An 18508-nucleotide genomic window follows, 5' to 3' on the forward strand; every position below is an offset into this window, starting at 1 on the left:
TCTATATACATCTTATTTATTTAAGGCTGACGACTAACTTTAGATAAATTATTTCTTCAAGCGATAAGTAGCTAATACTCTCATTGTTTAGGCCTAACAACTCGTGATTGATTTTTGTATCATCATTCACTTTGAGTGCTTGTTTAAATGCTGCCTCTAACTTAGATTTATATTTATTCACAACATTCTCCATTTCAATGAATGGAGCAGTATATTTAACCAAAGTCGACAATTCAAACTTTATAAAAAAGCAATCGTTAACTTCTGGATAAATGTAACAAAAAGCTACAAAAAAGGCCTTGATAAATAAAAAACCGCCATAACTGCGGTTTTTTCTTATTACTCAAGTATTTTATACTTTAGGCGGTGGCGGCATTGTTAATTTTTCAGATTTAGGGGCAAATGCTTTTTTCTCTTTCAGCAATTTAAATTTCTTCCACCCAAAAATACCGCCAAAAATTAACAATATAATAACTATATTTCCAACAATAACGTAAACCCAAAAATGTTGACGAGCAGTCGCTCTTTCTTCTTCAAGTCTTTTTTCTTCTTCTATTTTACGTTGTATTGCCGCTTCTTTTACTCGTGCTTCATAAGCCGCTTTTAAATCAATCGGCTCTGTCACCCCATAATTGTGCAAGCCAAGGTAAAATTGCAATGGTCGACTCGTTGCCTTATCTGTTGCGTATACCCAACCTGTCCAACTGTTTTTTCCGGACATATAATCATTAGGCAACGAAAAATAAAGCTTTGATTCGTCTTTTTCAGATTGTGCTTCAGTTACTGTTTTGCGATCTTTTGGATTAAATTGTTCAATATGAGCCGCTAACGATCCCGCTTTAATCACTCCAGCTTCAGTATCAATGTTCATTGAATGCTTTGTACTGTCATCACGAGCTTGAGTAAAAGTTGCTCGAATAGGAGCAGGATAAACCAAGACATCTTGCTCTACCGTTCTCAAGAAAACACCATTACGCGATTGAATACGAACCCAATATTTACCCGGTTTTATCTTTATTGGTAAGTTAACAGTAAAAATACCGTCAGCAGCCACTTCATCGAGATCTTCACCATTATCTTCAAACGTACCTAATACTTCAGCCAATGGGCGAGCTTCTTTAACTAGATCTTTTTCATTCGCAAGATAAGGCGTAAACGTCACATTCAATTTGATACGGTTTAAAAACTCTCGTAATACCAATGGTTTTCCATCTTCAAGTAAACGAGCCGTAAATTTTAAACTTTCAGATTGATATAATTTTTTTGGTAACGAATCTACGTTCAGCGTTAAATTAGATAGAATTTTTATCTTATTATCCGGTGTTACTTTACCTATCGCTTGCCATGGTCCAGGCATAGGATTCTCAATAGAGATAATATCCATGCCATTTTCTTCATACCACGCCACGTTATCTGGGTGTTTCCATGCGTAATATTTTGTTCCATCAGGACGCACAAGAGTAACGGCTTGATAGGCTCTCTCTCTATGAACTAAAAATGACACTTGCTTAATCGTAGGATCAACTCTAAAGCGGTTGTCCAACCACGACATTTCGGTGCTCTTTGCCCAACTCACTATCGGTACAAAAAGTGCAATTATCAATAACCGCCACATACTAAAACTCCTAATTACGCCACAAACAGGCATCACCAACGATATCCAAGCGCTTTTCATGCGCTTCTAATTCATCGGCCGTTGCACGTAAAACCTTTAATCCTTTTCGTCCTAAATTCAATCTATTAATACTTTCTTCAGAAGAATCAGACTCATTTCCTCCTGCTGAGAAACTTAAGCTGGTTTGTCCGCCTGTCATTAACAGATAAACATCTGCCAGTATTTCGGCATCGAGTAAAGCGCCGTGAAGCGTTCGATGCGAGTTATCTATGCCGTAACGACCACATAACACATCTAGATTATTTCGCTTACCAGGGGAAATTTTCTTCGCCATGGCCAAGGTATCGGTGATCTTACAATACTGATCCGTGGTACCAATAAGTTTGTTAAGTTTACTGAATTCATAATCCATAAACCCAACATCAAAGGGTGCATTGTGAGCGACAAGCTCAGCCCCTTTAATGAACGCTAAAAATTCATCATGGATGTCTTTATATTCTGGCTTACCATACAAAAATTCATCGGTAATACCATGAACATCAATAGCTTCAAGATCAATCAGTCGATCTGGCTTAATGTATACATGAAAATGATTTCCAGTTAATTTTCGGTTGATTATTTCTACCGCACCAATTTCAATTATACGGTGACCCTCATAAATAGGGCCGCCAGATAAATTCATACCGGTGGTTTCTGTATCGAGAACAATAATTCTATTCGGGGAATTGTCGCTAGTATTCATAGGCTCATTTGTGTCAGACTATTTCTAAATTCCTCTAATGATAACAGAGATAATGAAACAGGTTGAAATTTTCACAGATGGCTCTTGCTTAGGCAATCCTGGTCCTGGTGGCTATGGTATTGTTATGCGCTATAAAGGCACAGAAAAAACATTTTCAGGTGGGTTTAACCAAACCACAAACAACCGTATGGAAATGCTTGCTGCTGTCGTCGCCTTACGTAACCTTAAAGAACCTTGTATTGTGGTGTTAACGACGGATAGCCAATACGTTCGTCAAGGTATCACTCAATGGATACATGGTTGGAAAAAACGAGGGTGGAAAAAAGCAGATAAAAAACCAGTCGTAAATGCCGACCTTTGGAAACAATTAGATGCAGAGGCAGAACGTCACACGGTCGATTGGCGCTGGGTTAAAGGTCATGCTGGTCATCGTGAGAATGAAATGTGTGACGATTTAGCACGTACCGCCGCAGAGAATCCAACCCAGGACGATACAGGTTACCCAGGCTAATCTGAGTTCACTTTTCCCTGACGAGTCTGTGCTACCGAAATTGGAGCCAATTTTGGCTTCTTTTTCCAGGCCGATTTTATCGCTTTTAATGGATAGGTCCGCTTTCTTGCTACAATAAAATAAATACCACTTACCGGTTTTACCGACTCTCCCCCTAAATTCTCAAACCATGTCCAAATCGTTTGATAGCGAGTTAACGGCGCTAAAGCGAAACAATCGCTATATACCACTTCAAAATTTAACACCGCTAACCAATCTTTAATTCGATGAGGAGTAAACATTCGCCCACTCCAAGGTAAATTGTTTTTACGCCAAGGGAATAAACTTGCGATACCAATGGCACTCATTGGGTTAAATCCAGTAAGGATCACGTAGCCATCATGAATTAAAACACGATCAACTTCTCGCAATAATTGATGAGGGTCCGATGAGTAATCAAGTTGGTGTGCTAGCACACACGCATCTATACTTTTCTCAAGAAAAGGGAGTTGAGGTAAATCAGCGCAAATATTTTTTAGGGAATTTTTGTTATCTAAGCTAACTTGGTGTTTAATGTTACAAAAGTAACTATCTAGCTCAGCACTCAAACCACCCACTTTTAGCATATGATAACCAAATAGCTTAGGGCACCATTCATCAAGGCGTGATTGGATCAACTCACGAATCCAGTTCCCATGAGGAATAGACGACCATGAATGCGGTTTTTCAATTTTTTTATCAAGCAGTGCTGGCTTAATCAATACAGTTACCTACAAAATATTAATACTTTATAAAAATTTGGAGAAAGGTGAATGCTATTAATAAAAAGCATACCTGCATTTAATGATAATTACATTTGGTTAATTCACAACAATGATAATCATTGTGTTGTGGTTGATCCAGGAGAAGCAGCCCCAGTGCTTGCCTGCCTTAAAGAGCATGGTCTTATTTTAGATGCAATTTTAATTACGCACCACCACCATGATCATATTGGTGGGGTTCCTGAACTTGTTCGTCAATTTCCAAACATCAATGTTGTAGGCCCTGAAAATGAACCTATTCCAACCCTCACTCATCCCGTTGGTGATGGTGATTTTGTTGAATTATTCAATGAAAAATTCATGGTGCTAGGCGTTGAAGGACACACAAAAGGTCATATCGCTTACATTGGTGATGAAAAACTATTTTGTGGTGATACCCTTTTCTCAGCCGGTTGTGGTCGCTTATTTGAAGGCACCGCAGAACAAATGTTTCATTCACTGCAAAAATTGGCCGCATTACCCGATGAAACAGAAGTGTATTGCGCCCATGAATACACTGCGTCCAATCTTGCTTTTGCGTTGGCGGTTGAACCTGATAACGATTATTTACAACAATATCGTGAAAAAGTTTTACGACTTCGAGCAAATGGAAAAGCAACGATCCCAACAACGATGCAACGAGAAAAGCTCATTAATCCTTTTTTAAGAACCAGTGAAGCAAGTGTAAAACAAGCCGTTTCGTCCAAAGTAGAAAATGATTCCGAAGTTGCAACCTTTGCCGCATTAAGGAGATGGAAAGACGAGTTTTAATGATGAAACTTGTCTGGACGATTGTTGCCAAGTATTATCTGCACCCAAATAAAAAATAATCAAACACAACTTGAAGGCAATAATTAATGAAACTTAAGCTCCATTGGATTGGATTAGCGTTATTGGCAGGCTGTCAAAGTGCTCCACCATCAGAAAAAACACAGCCTGATACGACTTCTGCTATCTCTACGCCTTCAAAGCAAGATACCAAACCAGCAGAAATTAAATCAATCGAAAAACCGGAGCTTACCCCTCAAGAACAAGAAGACGTATGGCAACGTATTGCAATGCAATTAAATATGCCAATTCCAGATCATAAATCGGTCGATTATTATCGTAATTGGTACATTAAACACCCAAGTCACCTGCGTACTGTTGCCAAACGAGCTCAACCGTTTCTGTATATGATCACTGTTGAAATTGAAAAACGCGGACTTCCTATGGAGTTAGTTCTTCTTCCTATCGTTGAAAGTGCGTTTGACCCTTTTGCTTACTCCCACGGCAGTGCCGCTGGTCTATGGCAATTTGTCCCAGGAACGGCTGATCGCTTTAAATTAGAACGTAATTGGTGGTATGACGGTCGTCGTGATGTACCTGCGGCAACGAATGCAGCATTAGATTACATGGAATATTTTGACCGTCGCTTTGATGGCAATTGGCAACAAGCGATTGCATCTTACAACAGTGGTGGTGGACGAGTATCTAGAGCAATCCGAAAAAATAAAAACTTAGGTAAACCTACCGATTTCTTTTCATTAGATTTACCAGAAGAAACCAGCGGTTATGTCCCTAAATTATTAGCATTAGCTGACATCATTAAAAACCATGAAAAATACGGGGTAGAATTGCCACCTATTGCCAACAAACCTGTACTCGAAATGGTAGACCCAAATAAACAATTAGATTTGGCGATTGCGGCAGAATTTGCGGGTATTTCAATCTCTGAATTGCAAGGCTATAACCCTGGATACAATCAATGGGCAACGTCACCAGATGGCCCTTATCATCTATTATTACCGATTGATAAAGTCGATCGTTTTAATGCCAATCTGAAAAAGAATGGCAATAAAACAATGAAAGTTGTGCGCTACAAAGTTCAATCCGGCGATACAATCAGTCAATTAGCAGTGAAGCATAATACGACCTCTAGCATCATTGAACAAACCAATGACTTAAATGGTACGAGCATTCGAGTTGATCAATATTTATTAATTCCAACGGCTTCTCAAGGCAATAAAACCTATGCATTAAGTGCACCACAGCGCTTAAAGAAAACTCAAGCCAAAGCAAAAGGAAAATACAAATCTGACCATACCGTTAAAGATGGAGAATCGTTATGGAGCATCGCTCGTGATAACAGCATCTCTTATCGTGATTTAGCAAAATGGAACGGCATGGCACCAAAAGATTCATTGCGTGTTGGACAAAAATTAGTCATTTGGAAAAGCAATTCTGATGGTGGGATAATCCGTACGGTTCATTACCAAATCCGTCAAGGCGATAACCTTAGCTCTATTGCACAAAAATTCAGTGTCTCTGTGACAGACATCATGAAATGGAATAGCATCGAACGTGGCTCTTATATTAAGCCGGGACAAAAATTAAAACTTTACTTTGATGTTACTAAGGCAAATGTATGACCCCTTCTTCAAATCCGTTAATTTTATTAGTCGATATTTTTCGATCGCCAACAGATTGTTTCGCCGCGTTATATGAACATGGAAAATGGGCTTGGCTTCCTTTCTTGCTCTTGATTTTTTCGCCTTTTATCTTTTGGGGTACGTACTTTGACCTTGTTAATTTTAATTGGGTCGTAACAAGTTTAACTCAACAAATTGACAGCATTGGCGGGCAAGTAAAAGCAGAGTGGCTAACAAAAGAAATTCTGTTAGCTGGGGAAGTGATTAACGACGTGATGGGAAGAATTGCTTCTGTATTGCTATTAGCTTTGTGGTTCAAATTAGCGACAAAGCAAAGCAAGTGTAAGCGTGCGGGGAACTACACCTTGTCTTTTACATTCCAAGGTAAAAGTGAATCGATATCTGGCGATCCAACACATAAACGATCTAGACAATACCTAATATAATCGTAAGGGATTAATCCGTTTGCCTTTGCTGTTTCTACAATGCTGTAAAGCATTGCACTTGAATCTGCACCAGCCGTTGAACCCGAAAATAACCAGTTTTTCCGGCCGATAACAAACGGTTTAACCGCTCGCTCTGCTCGATTGTTATCAATAGATAACAATCCATCATCAATATAACGAACTAATTTATCCCATTGATTTAATGTATAGCTAATCGCCTCACCTAATTTTGTTTTAGGTGATACTCGACTAACTGCGCTATCAAGCCAATCACGGAGCTCTTTAAGTAAATCGCGGGCTTCTGTCTGCCTAGCAACATACTTGGCTTCAGGGGAAGCCTCTTTTAATAACGATTCGATCCGGTATAGCTTTTGGATTTTACTCAATACCCAATCTGCACTCCCTGTTTTCCCTTTTACTTGAACACGTTGAGCCTCAATAAATCGTCGACGTGCGTGTGCCCAACAGCCAACTAAAATCGCTTCAGTTTGTTCATAACCTTGGTAACCATCGGTATGTAAATACCCGTTATAACCTTTTAAAAAGTTAACTGGATGGTAGCCATGCCTGCTAGATTGATAATCATAAAGTACAATTCCAGGCAAAACACCAGAGCCTGGAGAATCATAGCCAGAGCAGTAGACCCACATATAACATTTTGCTTTTTCAACATCCAACACATTTACCGTTGTTTCATCACAATGCAGAGTGGGTTGTTCAAGCAAAATACGATGTAACTCGTTATTAAGAGGGGTAAATAGTACCGAGCATTTTATTAACCAATCCGCCATCGTTCGCCGTCCAATAATGATACCCCATTGCTGAAATAACGTTTCTTGACGATAAAGTGGAAGACTGTATTGAAATTTAGCCGTAATAATTTGAGCAAGTAAACTTGCGGTCGCAATCCCTTTAGGGATTGGTGACGCTGGCATTGGGGCTTGTTTAATGTCTACTGAAGTATTGTTTTTTTCACAATTTCGGCAAGCATATTTAGGACGAACATGTTGAATAACTTCCACTTTAGCTGGTACAAATTCCAACTTTTCACTGATGTCTTTACCCATCGCATGCATCTCTAGACCGCAACACTTACAAGTTTTATCTTTTATGTCGTGGATAATAACAGTACGCGGTAAGTCTTCAGGTAAGCGTTGGCGTTTTGGCTTTTGACGAGTGTAGGTAATCGTTTGTGTGTCATCATTTTCAATGATGATTTCTTCTTCTGTTTCATTGAATAAATCAAATTGAGTCGAGTCAGATTCACTGCTTTTACCAAAGCGCTGATGTTGAGCCAGTCGAAATTGCTCTAGAAGACGGTTATATTTATTTTCAAGCTGAAGCACAAGTGCTTTCAGCTCGTCAATGGTATCAGGAAGTGGTTTTATTTTATCAGTCATGTAGATGACTATATAACGATAATACAGGTAATCAATCGGTTGCCTCCTATTCTTGACTGAGAATCAACTATTTAAAGGGTTGTTTGATAATGTACCGGTTGATGTCCTAAGATATCAAAACCTTGTAATAGCAGTGTCAGTTGCTGCTCTGATAATGCTAACGTATCGTTATTTATATTTCGTGGCCATTTGAAGCGGTCTTCATCTAATCGCTTGTACCATAAAGCGAATCCTGTTTTATCCCAATACAATATTTTGAGTTTATCACGAGGCTTATTGCAAAATATAAATAGAGCATCACTAAACGGTGATAGTTGCATTTCTTGCTCAACAATCACGACAAGGCCATTAATGGCCTTGCGAAAATCGACAAAATCACGATGAAGATAAATGGTGGAAACATCAGTAAATACATTCATGATTGATACCCTTTTAATAAGAGTCCTATCCAGTGAGGTTCAGTATTAGCTGGCAATGTTAATCGCAATTTTCCGATAGAAAGTTGAATATCTGGTAATTGTGGAGTGGCGATGATAGTTGATGTTAACGCTTCTACTTTCAAGAAAGTAGAAGCGTTAATCTTTTGTTTCCATCGTGCTTTACGTGCACTAAATGTCTTTGGCAGAATATTATGGTTACGACAAAATTCAGCGGCACTAAGCTTGCTAGATTGCTGAGATTCAAATAGAGCGTGCCATTGCTCTGGTGTTCTCTTTTTATCTTTTTGCATAATTACGTTCTCGTTAAATGAAAGATCGTAAGATACGCATAATGAATTTTATTTGTTAGGTGTAGTTCCCCGCACGCTTACAAGCAAGTACCAACATGGTTACTTTAAATGGGTCGCTGCAAGCACAATAGTGATGTTTCCAGCGCTTATTGGCGATATTGCTAGCTATATAAGTCTTTTACTAAATCACGCGAATACGATGCCTTACGCGGCTGATTTAAATAGCTTGAATGGCTTAATCAAGCTACCAATGACAGATCATTGGTCTGCTTACGCGAGTTCATTCCCGTTATTAATGCCTTGGTACATTGTTTTAGGCTATGCAGCTCTTGGCGCATGGACGGATTTAGACAGAGCAAGAGCACTTATAATCTCCGCCCTTCCATGGGTTGCTTGCTTTACATTATGGGGATTAATTACGGCCTTTTCAGGCTAAAACTAACTTCTAATGGATTATGATCAGAAGCGTTACTCTTTATTGAGTGCGCTTCTTTTACATTTAAACCTCGATAAAAAACATGATCCAAAGGTAACCCTGTCATAAATATCATTCGCTCATCAGGCGTAAACCGAACTTCTTTTAATCTAAGGCGAGCCACTTCTTGATCTAATGCCTCTAATCTAGCACTACTCCAAGAATTAAAATCACCCGCCAAAATCAGTGGCCCAACATGATTTTTAACTTCCTTTTCTAAATCACTCATTTGGCGTTGATAATCTTCGATTCCTAATGTGAAATTGATGGCATGAACATTAACCACCATTAACGATTCGTCATTAGATAACGCGTATTCAGATAATAACGCTGATTTAGGTAAACGTAACCAAGGTTCTATCGCGGTATGGGCACAGGCGCGCTCCGCTTGTACTTTTGCAAGACTTAACACTCCCGCACTGGTATCAAACACATCAAACGCTCTGACCAATTCAGCAGAATAACTTTTATCAATAATAAACGCTTTTAATTCAGGCGTTAAACTCGCTTCTTGCAATAAAACCAAATCTGCTTTTTGAGTTAACTTTCTTAACGCAGGTTCCCAGTCTTGTTTTTGTTGTTTATAAATATTCCAAACAAGTACGTTGATAGTACCATCACGGTCGATAGGTTTTGATTCATCGAACTCAGCACAACCCGTCTTATAATCCATAGAATCAGGCGTAAGTTCTATTAACTCTGGTTTTAAAGGGATCGTAAAAATAAACGATTTAGCCATAATCATCGCACCAATAAGCAGTGCAACGGTTGATATAAATATTGTTTTCTTTTTCATAAACAAAAAAGGAGTGAATCATCACTCCTTCCTTACGTTATACCATTCAAACAGAACAGTATTAATTAAATTGCGTCTTCGTCTTCTTCGCCCGTTCGGATACGAATAACACGGCTTACGTCAGTGACGAAAATTTTACCATCACCAATTTTTCCAGTCTGCGCCGTTTCAATGATAGCGTCAATGCATTGATCGACAACATCATCATTCACAACAATTTCTAATTTTACTTTCGGTAAGAAATCGACCATGTATTCAGCGCCACGGTATAATTCAGTATGACCTTTTTGACGTCCAAAGCCTTTTACTTCAGAGACAGTCATACCTGTGATACCTACATCAGCAAGGCTTTCTCGCACATCATCTAATTTAAACGGTTTGATGATTGCTTCGATCTTCTTCATATTAATCCCTTAACATCAATAGTAAATATCAGACCATTATCGTCGAGGGGCCATCAACATTCAACCAAGGAATCGCATTACTTACTTCCGCTCTATTTCATCGTAGAATAGTAAGCCGCTAAATTTGAGATATCAGTATCATTCAGCATTGCCGCCATTGGTTGCATAATTGCCGCATTACCGCCATTACGCTGCTTACTCTTATAAGCTTTTAATGAAGATTCGATATATTGTGCATTCTGCCCTTTCAAGTTCGGGTAACCCGGAATCACCGCAATACCATTCGCCCCATGACATGAAGCACAAATTGCAGATTTTGCTTTCCCTGCTGCGGCATCACCCGCTGCAAATGTAGACGTTGATACCAATAAGCCGATAACTGCCAGTCCAATTACTTTTTTCATTTACACTGCTCCTTTATTTTTTTAGTCATTTTGCCAAGTAAATTCCGAATGTCTATATTGAGCCTGATTTATGCCAGATCAGCTCACACTCTTTTCCTGAAAATGCTTTACATACAAATAACCCAGTAACAGCCGCTAATTGGTCATTATAAAAAATGAGCGGCAATCGTGTTCTTTGCCAACTAGGGATCCCATACTCTTGATACAACTTTTTCATTTTACGACTATGTTGTCTTGCCTCTGGATGAGCAATTAATCCCGTACTATCAAAACGCACCGTCACTCTCTCACCGCTCAAAGGCGATCGCAGAAATAAAGGCATCAAATCAGAATCATTGCCGCCTACTGTTTGCTTCAATTCGATATCTCCTAACCCATCAGGTAAGGTTAATATTTCCTTTAATTCCGAGTTCCACTGCGAGACATCGCCATATTGTGGAAGGCAATACAGGTAACCTTGAAAACGTCGTAATTGGATCGAATTAATTTCTAAACAAGGATTTGCATCTTGCTGTGCATTAGCCACTTCGTTCCATAGCACGCCTAATTGAGCTTGGGTCGGCAAAAGAATAGAAAACTGTTTTAACCATAACCTTAATATAACCTTGCAAGCCGCTTCAGATTCAAGTGCAAGCGATTCAATCGAAATACCTTGAATCGTATTTTGATAAGCCTTCACTTTTGGTTGAAGTAGTTCAGTCAATAACTGCTCTTGTTCTGCACATAATTGTGCACTGCGATTCACCGCTGAAGCAAAACTAGGCCAACGTTGACGCAACAATGGGGTTACCTTGTGGCGTAAGAAGTTTCGGTCAAAGCGAGTATCTTTATTGCTTTCATCTTCTACCCATTTCAATTGATTCACGTTTGCATACGCTTCAATATCACACCGAGAAGTAGACAATAATGGTCGACATTTTCGTCCCGTAACAAAAGGGGCTATTACGGGCATTGACGATAAACCAGCAGGACCACTTCCTCTTTTCAATGCTAAGAAAAAGGTTTCTACTTGATCATCTTGGTGTTGCCCTGTTAATAACAAAGAATGGTTATTAATGTGTTTTGCAAGCACATCGTAACGTGCTTCTCGCGCAACTTCTTCTAAGCTCTGTTGTGGACCAATATCTAAGTTAACTCGTTCAATAAACAACGAGATACCAAGGCTATCGCAATAAGATTGACAAAAAACTTCCCACTCAACAGCGTGTTCACTTAATCCATGATTTACATAAACAGCAACACAAGGTAATTGATGTAACTTAGAGTAATAAGCCGCTAGATGAAGCAATACAACAGAATCAACACCGCCGCTGAATGCAACCACGAGTTCTGATTTAGGTGAAATATAAAGAGATAATGTCTGAGAGAAATGAGAAGAAAGCATATAAAATTAAAACCTAAAAATGAAAAAAACGAGCACTAAGGCTCGTTTTCACTTTACTCTATATTATTAAAATTCGCGAATCTAGTTCCGAACTTTACTCATAATTATTAGCAGTAACCGTAATTCATTAAACGTTGATAACGACGTTCAAGCAACGCTTCTTCATCAAAACCTTCAAGCTCGTTCAATTGTTCAATTAAACGTTGCTTAATATTCTCAGCCGTTGCTTTATGATTACGATGCGCACCACCTAATGGTTCATCAATGATCGTATCAATCAACTCTAGCTCTTTTAAACGAGGAGCAACAAGTCCCATTGCTTCAGCCGCTTGAGGTGCTTTATCTGAATCACGCCATAAAATTGAAGCACAACCTTCAGGAGAAATCACTGAATACGTAGAGTATTGAAGCATGTTAACATAATCACCTACACCGATAGCAAGAGCACCACCAGAACCGCCTTCACCAACAACATTACAAATCACAGGAACACTTAGCTCAGACATGATTTTAAGGTTCGTAGCAATGGCTTCAGATTGACCACGTTCTTCAGCACCAACACCTGGATAAGCACCAGCAGTATCAATAAAAGTAATGATCGGCATTTTAAAACGCTCAGCCATTTGCATTAAACGTTTTGCCTTACGGTAACCTTCAGGTTTTGGCATACCAAAATTGCGACGTACTTTTTCTTTCGTGCCACGTCCTTTTTGATGACCAATTATCATCACAGGACGGCCATCTAAACGAGCCATACCACCCACTAATGCTTTATCATCAGCAAAAGCACGATCACCGGCTAATTCATCAAACTCAGTAAACATAAGTTCAATGTAATCTAATACATATGGACGTTCTGGGTGACGAGCAAGTTGAGCAACTTCCCACGCACCTAAATCACTAAATGTTTTCTTTTTAAGATCTAAACATTTATCTTCTAATTGCTTAATTTCTTTATCTAGATCAAGTGCATTATCACCACCACGACGAGAAATATCACGCAGCGCTTCAATTTTAGCTTCTAGTTCTGCAATTGGTTTTTCAAATTCAAGAAAATTTAGGCTCATTAAAGAATCCTTGTTAGTTCAAGGCCGCTCAAATTAGCAGCCTTACTTATTCTAGTTAAATTCAAGCTCGACTTGCTGTTCGCCAAGCAACGACTTCAAATCATCTATTAGTTGGTCTGTTGGCGTAACTCGCCACTCCGTCCCTAGGACCAACTTAACACGAGCATCGGCTCGCTGATAATATACGTTTACCGGGACAGTCCCTGCCCGATTAGGCTCTAGTATTTGACTAAAGCGTTCAAAAAATTGGTTGTTAATTTGCGCATCGGTAACAGAAACGGACAATCCACGAGCGTATTTTTCTCGTGCATCTCCCAATGACATCACTTCACGGGCAGACATTTTAAGCCCCCCATTGAAATCATCAAAGCTGACCTGTCCAGAAACAAGCACTATTTTGTCAGTTTCTAGCAAATCAGCGTATCGATCAAGGGCATCAGAGAACAACATCACTTCCATTCGGCCAGATCGGTCATCTAATGTCATTAAACCAATACGACTGCCTCGTTTGGTGGTCATTACTCTAGCAGCAATAACTAAACCTGCAACCGTTACAGTTTGATCGCGTCTCGTAACGTGAGCATCATTCAAACGCCACGTTGTATATCGAGACAATTCTTTAATGTACGCATTAACGGGGTGCCCCGTTAGATAAAGACCTAAGGTTTCCCGCTCCCCTTCAAGCCATACTTTCTCTGGCCATCGCGGAACATGCGTATAAGCTTGTTCGACTTCTTCTGGTGCTTGAGTTAATACCCCAAACATGTCTGATTGCCCAAACGATTCTGCTTGATGGTGTTGACCTGCCGCCTTCATTGCATCTTCTACCGATGCCATTAATGCGGCTCTATGAGGACCAAGGCGATCCAAAGCACCAGAACGAATTAATTTTTCCACAATACGTTTATTGGTTTTTTTCGTGTCAATTCGAGAACAAAAATCGAATAAATCACGGAAATAACCACCTTTATTTCGTGCTTCGATAATATTTTCAATAGGGCCTTCACCAACCCCTTTAATCGCACCAATACCGTAAACAATGGCGCCATCTTCATCAACATTAAAACGATAAAGGCCCGCATTTACATCTGGCGGTAATACTTTCAGTTTCATACGAAAACATTCATCAACTAAGCCGATGATTTTGTCCGTATTATCCATATCGGCCGTCATTACCGCTGCCATGAATTCGGCTGGATAGTGCGTTTTTAACCATAATGTTTGATAAGAAACCAGAGCATAGGCCGCTGAGTGCGATTTGTTAAAACCATAACCGGCAAACTTTTCTACCAAGTCGAAGATTTTCATCGACAACTCGCCATCTACGCCATTCGCAATCGCACCGTCTTTAAACGTACCACGCTGTTTTGCCATTTCTTCGGGTTTTTTCTTACCCATAGCACGACGAAGCATATCGGCGCCACCTAGCGTATAACCCGCTAAGATCTGTGCAATTTGCATTACTTGTTCTTGGTATAAAATAATGCCGTACGTTGGTTCTAGCGTTTCTTTTAATGACTCATGCTGCCAATTTACATCAGGATAAGACACCTCTTCACGACCATGTTTACGGTCAATAAAGTTATCTACCATCCCTGATTGCAAAGGACCAGGACGGAAAAGTGCCACCAAAGCGATGATATCTTCAAAGCTATCGGGCTGTAATCGCTTGATCAGATCTTTCATTCCACGAGATTCTAACTGGAATACCGCGGTCGTTTCTGAATTTTGTAACAACTTAAAGGACGCTTGATCGTCAAGAGGGATCGATTCGATTCGAACCGCTTCTTTTCCTTCTTTTTCTCGTCGAGGGTTAATTAAACCCAACGCCCAATCAATGATCGTTAAGGTTCGTAGGCCTAAGAAGTCGAATTTAACTAAACCTGCGGTTTCAACATCATTCTTATCAAACTGTGTAACAGGGAAATTACCATCCGCATCACAATACAATGGTGAGAAATCCGTAATCGTCGTTGGTGAAATAACAACACCACCCGCATGCTTACCTGCATTTCGTGTACAACCTTCTAAGATTCTACACATATCGATAAGAGCACGAACTTCTTCATCTGCATTATACAGTTCAGGCAGTTGTGGTTCTGCTTCAAAAGCTTTCGCTAACGTCATACCAGGATCTGTCGGTATTAACTTTGAAAGACGATCAACAAAACCATAAGGATGACCAAGCACTCGACCAACATCTCGAATTACCGCTTTAGCCGCCATCGTACCAAAGGTAATAATTTGGGATACCGCATCACGACCATATATTTCAGCAACGTGCTCAATAACCTTATCACGCTTATCCATACAGAAGTCGATATCGAAATCGGGCATCGAGACACGCTCAGGGTTCAAGAATCGTTCGAATAACAGGTCATATTCAAGTGGATCGAGATCGGTAATATCTAACGCATAGGCAACAAGTGAACCAGCACCTGACCCTCGCCCAGGTCCAACTGGAATTAAGTTATCTTTTGACCACTGGATAAACTCCATTACGATCAAGAAATAACCAGGGAATCCCATTTGGTTAATTACATCGAGTTCTATTTGCAGACGTTCATCGTATTCTGGTCGACGCTCTAAACGTACTTTTTCATCTGGGAACAAAAAGGCTAAACGTCTTTCTAATCCTTCTTGAGATTTCTTGACGAGGAAATCTTCAATCTTCATTCCTTCCGTTGGGAAGTTAGGCAGAAAGTATTCACCTAAACGAACGGTAACATTACAACGCTTGGCTATCTCAACACTGTTTTCTAACGCTTCTGGGATGTCAGCAAAAAGCTCACACATCTCCTCTTCCGTTCTCAAATACTGTTGTGAACTGTAGTTTTTAGGTCGACGAGGATCTTCTAAAGTAAAGCCATCATGAATCGCGACACGGATCTCATGAGCATCAAAATCATCGGCTTTGATAAAACAAACATCATTTGTTGCTACAACTGGCAACCCTTCTTTTTCAGCAAGATCAACAGCAAAATGAAGATAGCTGTCTTCGTCAACACGCCCTGTCCGGATCAATTCTAAATAATAATGATCAGGAAAATACGTTTTGTAAAAATCGACACATTCATTAACTAATTCTTGATTACCTTTTAATAAGGCTTTACCTACATCCCCATTTTTCGCACCAGAAAGGATAATTAATCCTTCTTTATGTTCAATTAACCACTCTTTATCCATAACAGGGGTATGTTGAACATGGCCACGCAAATAAGCTTTTGATATCAATAAAGTCAGGTTTTTATAACCTTCATTATTTTTTGCCAAAACGGTCAAATTAAACAGTTCATTACCAAACTCTGTTGATTGAACTTTAAAGTCAGCACCAATAATCGGTTTAATACCTGCACCATGTGCTGCAAAATAGTATTTAACCAAACCACACAAGTTGGTAAAGTCAGTCAACCCCATCGCTGGCATATTTAACTCAGCCATCTTTTTAACTAATGGTGGAACCTTTGAAAGCCCATCAATTAAGGAGAAATCACTGTGTACCCTAAGGTGTACGAATTTGGTTTCAGACATTACTCGATCCCTAAAACACGTTTTACAGGTTTAAAACTACGACGATGCTCTGAAATAACACCGTGCTCTTCAATCGCAGCAAAATGCGCCTTGGTTGGATAACCTTTGTGTTTAGCAAAGCCATATTGAGGGAACTCTTTATCCAATACTTCCATTTCTCTGTCACGAGTAACCTTAGCAAGAATTGAAGCCGCGCTGATCTCTTGAACGCGTAAATCACCTTTTACAACCGCTAAACCAGCCATTGGCAATTCAGGCACCTTATTCCCATCAATTAGAGCGAAATCAGGAGTAACCTTCAACCCAGCAATAGCTCTTTGCATCGCAACCATTGTGGCTTGTAAAATATTCAACTCATCGATCTCATGTGCTTCACATCGCCCTAAAGACCAAGCTAACGCTTTTTCTTGAATTTCAGGAAATAACAAATCACGTTTTTTTTCTGTCAATTTTTTTGAATCCGTTAATCCTTCAATTGGATTATTAGGATCTAAAATAACAGCAGCAGTCACAACCGCACCCACTAACGGGCCGCGTCCAACTTCATCAACGCCCGCAAATAACTGATAGCCTTGTGGGTACTCAAATGGAGGTAATTCTTTAGAATCTATTTTCTTTGTCATTAGATTATTCTGCTGTTTCTTTATTAATTAGACGTAAGACGGCATTAGCAGCTTGTTTATCTGCATCTTTTTTAATCCACTGGTGCATCTCTGTAAATCTATCGATCAATTCGCTGTTATCTTGGCTTAATACTTTTTCCATCGCAGGGTATAGAAAATCAGGATGACACTCTTCTTGAATAAACTCTTGAACCAATTCCTTTCCTGCTAACACATTAGGCAATGAAACAAATTCGGTGATAGAGAGTTTTTGCGCAATCCATCCGGTTAATTTATTCACTTGGTAACCAACAACCATTGGTCTTTTAATTAGCATACATTCAAGTGCTACTGTACCAGAAGCCAATAAAACAGAATCTGCGGCAGTCATTACATTACGAGCGGTATCTTGAATGATAATAAATTTAAGTTCAGGAGCCGTTTCTTTCCAAATCACTTCAAATTGCTCACGACGTTTTTCATTCACGGCCGCCACAACAAACCCCATATTAGGGTGTTTTTGATGTATTCTCTGACACGTCTCTATAAACGGTTTTGCGATTAATGCCACTTCACCACCACGGCTCCCAGGTAATACCGCTAACCATTGGCGATCTAATTCTAGACCCAACAATTTACGAGCCGCTATTTTATCACTCTGCATTGGGATCGCATCTGCCAATGTATGACCAATAAATTCACAAGCCACATTGTATTTATCATAAAATACTTTTTCAAACGGTAAAAAGGCGAGAACTAAATCAGTTGCTGCATCGATTTTAAAAATACGCTTTGGACGCCAAGCCCAAACAGAAGGGCTCACATAATGAACGGTTTTGATACCCGAATCTTTCAACGTTTTCTCTAAACGTAAGTTAAAATCAGGCGCATCAATACCAATAAAAACATCCGGTGGATTTTGAGAAAAATAACGGACAAGTTCAGCTTTAACTTTTAATAAACGAGGTAAACGTCCAAGAACCTCAACCAAGCCCATTACCGCCAGCTCTTCCATATCAAATAATGACTCACACCCTTGAGCTATCATTTTAGGTCCACCGATCCCTACAAACTCAGCATTAGGATATTGTGCTTTAACCGACTTAATAAAGCCTTCACCTAGCGTGTCACCAGAGAGTTCTCCTGCAACGATACCGATTCGTAATGGTTTGGTCATATTTACTCCAAAATAAAAAAGGCCTACACGAAAT

Annotated in this window: 18 protein-coding genes and 2 pseudogenes; 5 read left to right on the forward strand and 15 right to left on the reverse strand. The window is 39.6% G+C overall.

Annotation, left to right across the window (positions count from 1 at the left end; all coding sequences use genetic code 11):
• Window positions 1–16: 16 nt before the first annotated feature.
• From VSAL_RS23665 to dnaQ, 3 genes are all read right to left on the reverse strand, one after another.
• The gene (locus VSAL_RS23665) at window positions 17–181 is read right to left on the reverse strand and encodes a hypothetical protein (RefSeq protein WP_017021212.1); all 165 of its coding nucleotides are present in this window, start codon (window positions 179–181) and stop codon (window positions 17–19) included.
• Window positions 182–352: 171 nt separating this feature from the next.
• On the reverse strand, window positions 353–1615 hold the full coding sequence (locus tag VSAL_RS12535; protein ID WP_012550889.1) for a TIGR03503 family protein: 1263 nt from the start codon (window positions 1613–1615) through the stop codon (window positions 353–355).
• Between the two features lie 10 nt (window positions 1616–1625).
• The gene (dnaQ, locus tag VSAL_RS12540; RefSeq protein WP_012550890.1) at window positions 1626–2357 is read right to left on the reverse strand and encodes a DNA polymerase III subunit epsilon; all 732 of its coding nucleotides are present in this window, start codon (window positions 2355–2357) and stop codon (window positions 1626–1628) included.
• Window positions 2358–2394: 37 nt separating this feature from the next.
• Here dnaQ and rnhA point away from each other — a divergent pair, with 37 nt between their 5' ends.
• Window positions 2395–2868, forward strand: coding sequence for a ribonuclease HI (gene rnhA / locus VSAL_RS12545; protein WP_012550891.1), 474 nt, complete (start codon window positions 2395–2397; stop codon window positions 2866–2868).
• Here rnhA and VSAL_RS12550 read toward each other — a convergent pair.
• Window positions 2865–3605 (reverse strand): methyltransferase domain-containing protein, encoded by a 741-nt coding sequence (locus VSAL_RS12550; protein ID WP_044583487.1) that lies wholly within the window; start codon window positions 3603–3605, stop codon window positions 2865–2867. The genes rnhA and VSAL_RS12550 overlap by 4 nt on opposite strands.
• Window positions 3606–3659: 54 nt before the next feature.
• Here VSAL_RS12550 and gloB point away from each other — a divergent pair, with 54 nt between their 5' ends.
• From gloB to VSAL_RS22860, 3 genes and pseudogenes are all read left to right on the forward strand, one after another.
• Entirely contained in the window at window positions 3660–4418 is a 759-nt protein-coding gene (gloB, locus tag VSAL_RS12555) for a hydroxyacylglutathione hydrolase (protein WP_012550893.1), read from the forward strand.
• An 86-nt stretch (window positions 4419–4504) separates the two neighbouring features.
• Entirely contained in the window at window positions 4505–6058 is a 1554-nt protein-coding gene (locus VSAL_RS12560; protein ID WP_012550894.1) for a lytic transglycosylase, read from the forward strand.
• A pseudogene (locus VSAL_RS22860) lies at window positions 6055–6399 on the forward strand (hypothetical protein); the annotation flags it as partial. The gene VSAL_RS12560 and the pseudogene VSAL_RS22860, both read left to right, overlap by 4 nt.
• Before the next feature lie 17 nt (window positions 6400–6416).
• Here the strand turns inward: VSAL_RS22860 and VSAL_RS12565 are convergent.
• The 3 genes from VSAL_RS12565 to tnpA all read right to left on the reverse strand — a co-directional run bounded on the left by VSAL_RS12565 (window position 6417) and on the right by tnpA (window position 8634).
• The gene (locus VSAL_RS12565; protein ID WP_012549008.1) at window positions 6417–7904 is read right to left on the reverse strand and encodes an IS66-like element ISVsa2 family transposase; all 1488 of its coding nucleotides are present in this window, start codon (window positions 7902–7904) and stop codon (window positions 6417–6419) included.
• A 71-nt stretch (window positions 7905–7975) separates the two neighbouring features.
• Window positions 7976–8323: an IS66 family insertion sequence element accessory protein TnpB gene (tnpB, locus tag VSAL_RS12570; protein ID WP_012548924.1), complete on the reverse strand. Its 348-nt coding sequence runs from the start codon at window positions 8321–8323 to the stop codon at window positions 7976–7978.
• The gene (tnpA, locus tag VSAL_RS12575) at window positions 8320–8634 is read right to left on the reverse strand and encodes an IS66 family insertion sequence element accessory protein TnpA (protein ID WP_012548925.1); all 315 of its coding nucleotides are present in this window, start codon (window positions 8632–8634) and stop codon (window positions 8320–8322) included. The genes tnpB and tnpA overlap by 4 nt, the downstream gene beginning before the upstream one ends.
• A gap of 73 nt (window positions 8635–8707) precedes the next feature.
• On the opposite strand from tnpA, the pseudogene VSAL_RS12580 reads away from it, so the two are divergent.
• A pseudogene (locus VSAL_RS12580) lies at window positions 8708–9070 on the forward strand (YIP1 family protein); the annotation flags it as partial.
• Here the strand turns inward: VSAL_RS12580 and VSAL_RS12585 are convergent.
• The 8 genes from VSAL_RS12585 to lpxB all read right to left on the reverse strand — a co-directional run bounded on the left by VSAL_RS12585 (window position 9051) and on the right by lpxB (window position 18474).
• Window positions 9051–9905, reverse strand: a complete 855-nt coding sequence (locus VSAL_RS12585; protein WP_012550895.1) for an endonuclease/exonuclease/phosphatase family protein — start codon at window positions 9903–9905, stop codon at window positions 9051–9053. The pseudogene VSAL_RS12580 and the gene VSAL_RS12585 sit on opposite strands and share 20 nt — an antisense overlap.
• Before the next feature lie 65 nt (window positions 9906–9970).
• Entirely contained in the window at window positions 9971–10309 is a 339-nt protein-coding gene (gene glnB / locus VSAL_RS12590; RefSeq protein ID WP_012550896.1) for a nitrogen regulatory protein P-II, read from the reverse strand.
• Window positions 10310–10401: 92 nt separating this feature from the next.
• Window positions 10402–10713, reverse strand: coding sequence for a c-type cytochrome (locus tag VSAL_RS12595; RefSeq protein WP_012550897.1), 312 nt, complete (start codon window positions 10711–10713; stop codon window positions 10402–10404).
• 52 nt (window positions 10714–10765) lie between these two features.
• Window positions 10766–12097 (reverse strand): tRNA lysidine(34) synthetase TilS, encoded by a 1332-nt coding sequence (gene tilS, locus VSAL_RS12600; protein ID WP_012550898.1) that lies wholly within the window; start codon window positions 12095–12097, stop codon window positions 10766–10768.
• Window positions 12098–12204: 107 nt separating this feature from the next.
• Window positions 12205–13164, reverse strand: coding sequence for an acetyl-CoA carboxylase carboxyl transferase subunit alpha (gene accA, locus VSAL_RS12605; protein ID WP_012550899.1), 960 nt, complete (start codon window positions 13162–13164; stop codon window positions 12205–12207).
• Between the two features lie 51 nt (window positions 13165–13215).
• Window positions 13216–16695 (reverse strand): DNA polymerase III subunit alpha, encoded by a 3480-nt coding sequence (dnaE, locus tag VSAL_RS12610; RefSeq protein WP_012550900.1) that lies wholly within the window; start codon window positions 16693–16695, stop codon window positions 13216–13218.
• The gene (gene rnhB / locus VSAL_RS12615; protein WP_012550901.1) at window positions 16695–17318 is read right to left on the reverse strand and encodes a ribonuclease HII; all 624 of its coding nucleotides are present in this window, start codon (window positions 17316–17318) and stop codon (window positions 16695–16697) included. The genes dnaE and rnhB overlap by 1 nt, the downstream gene beginning before the upstream one ends.
• Window positions 17319–17322: 4 nt before the next feature.
• Entirely contained in the window at window positions 17323–18474 is a 1152-nt protein-coding gene (gene lpxB / locus VSAL_RS12620) for a lipid-A-disaccharide synthase (RefSeq protein ID WP_012550902.1), read from the reverse strand.
• Window positions 18475–18508: the final 34 nt, after the last annotated feature.

The sequence above is a fragment of the Aliivibrio salmonicida LFI1238 genome, assembly GCF_000196495.1.
Classification (GTDB): domain Bacteria; phylum Pseudomonadota; class Gammaproteobacteria; order Enterobacterales; family Vibrionaceae; genus Aliivibrio; species Aliivibrio salmonicida.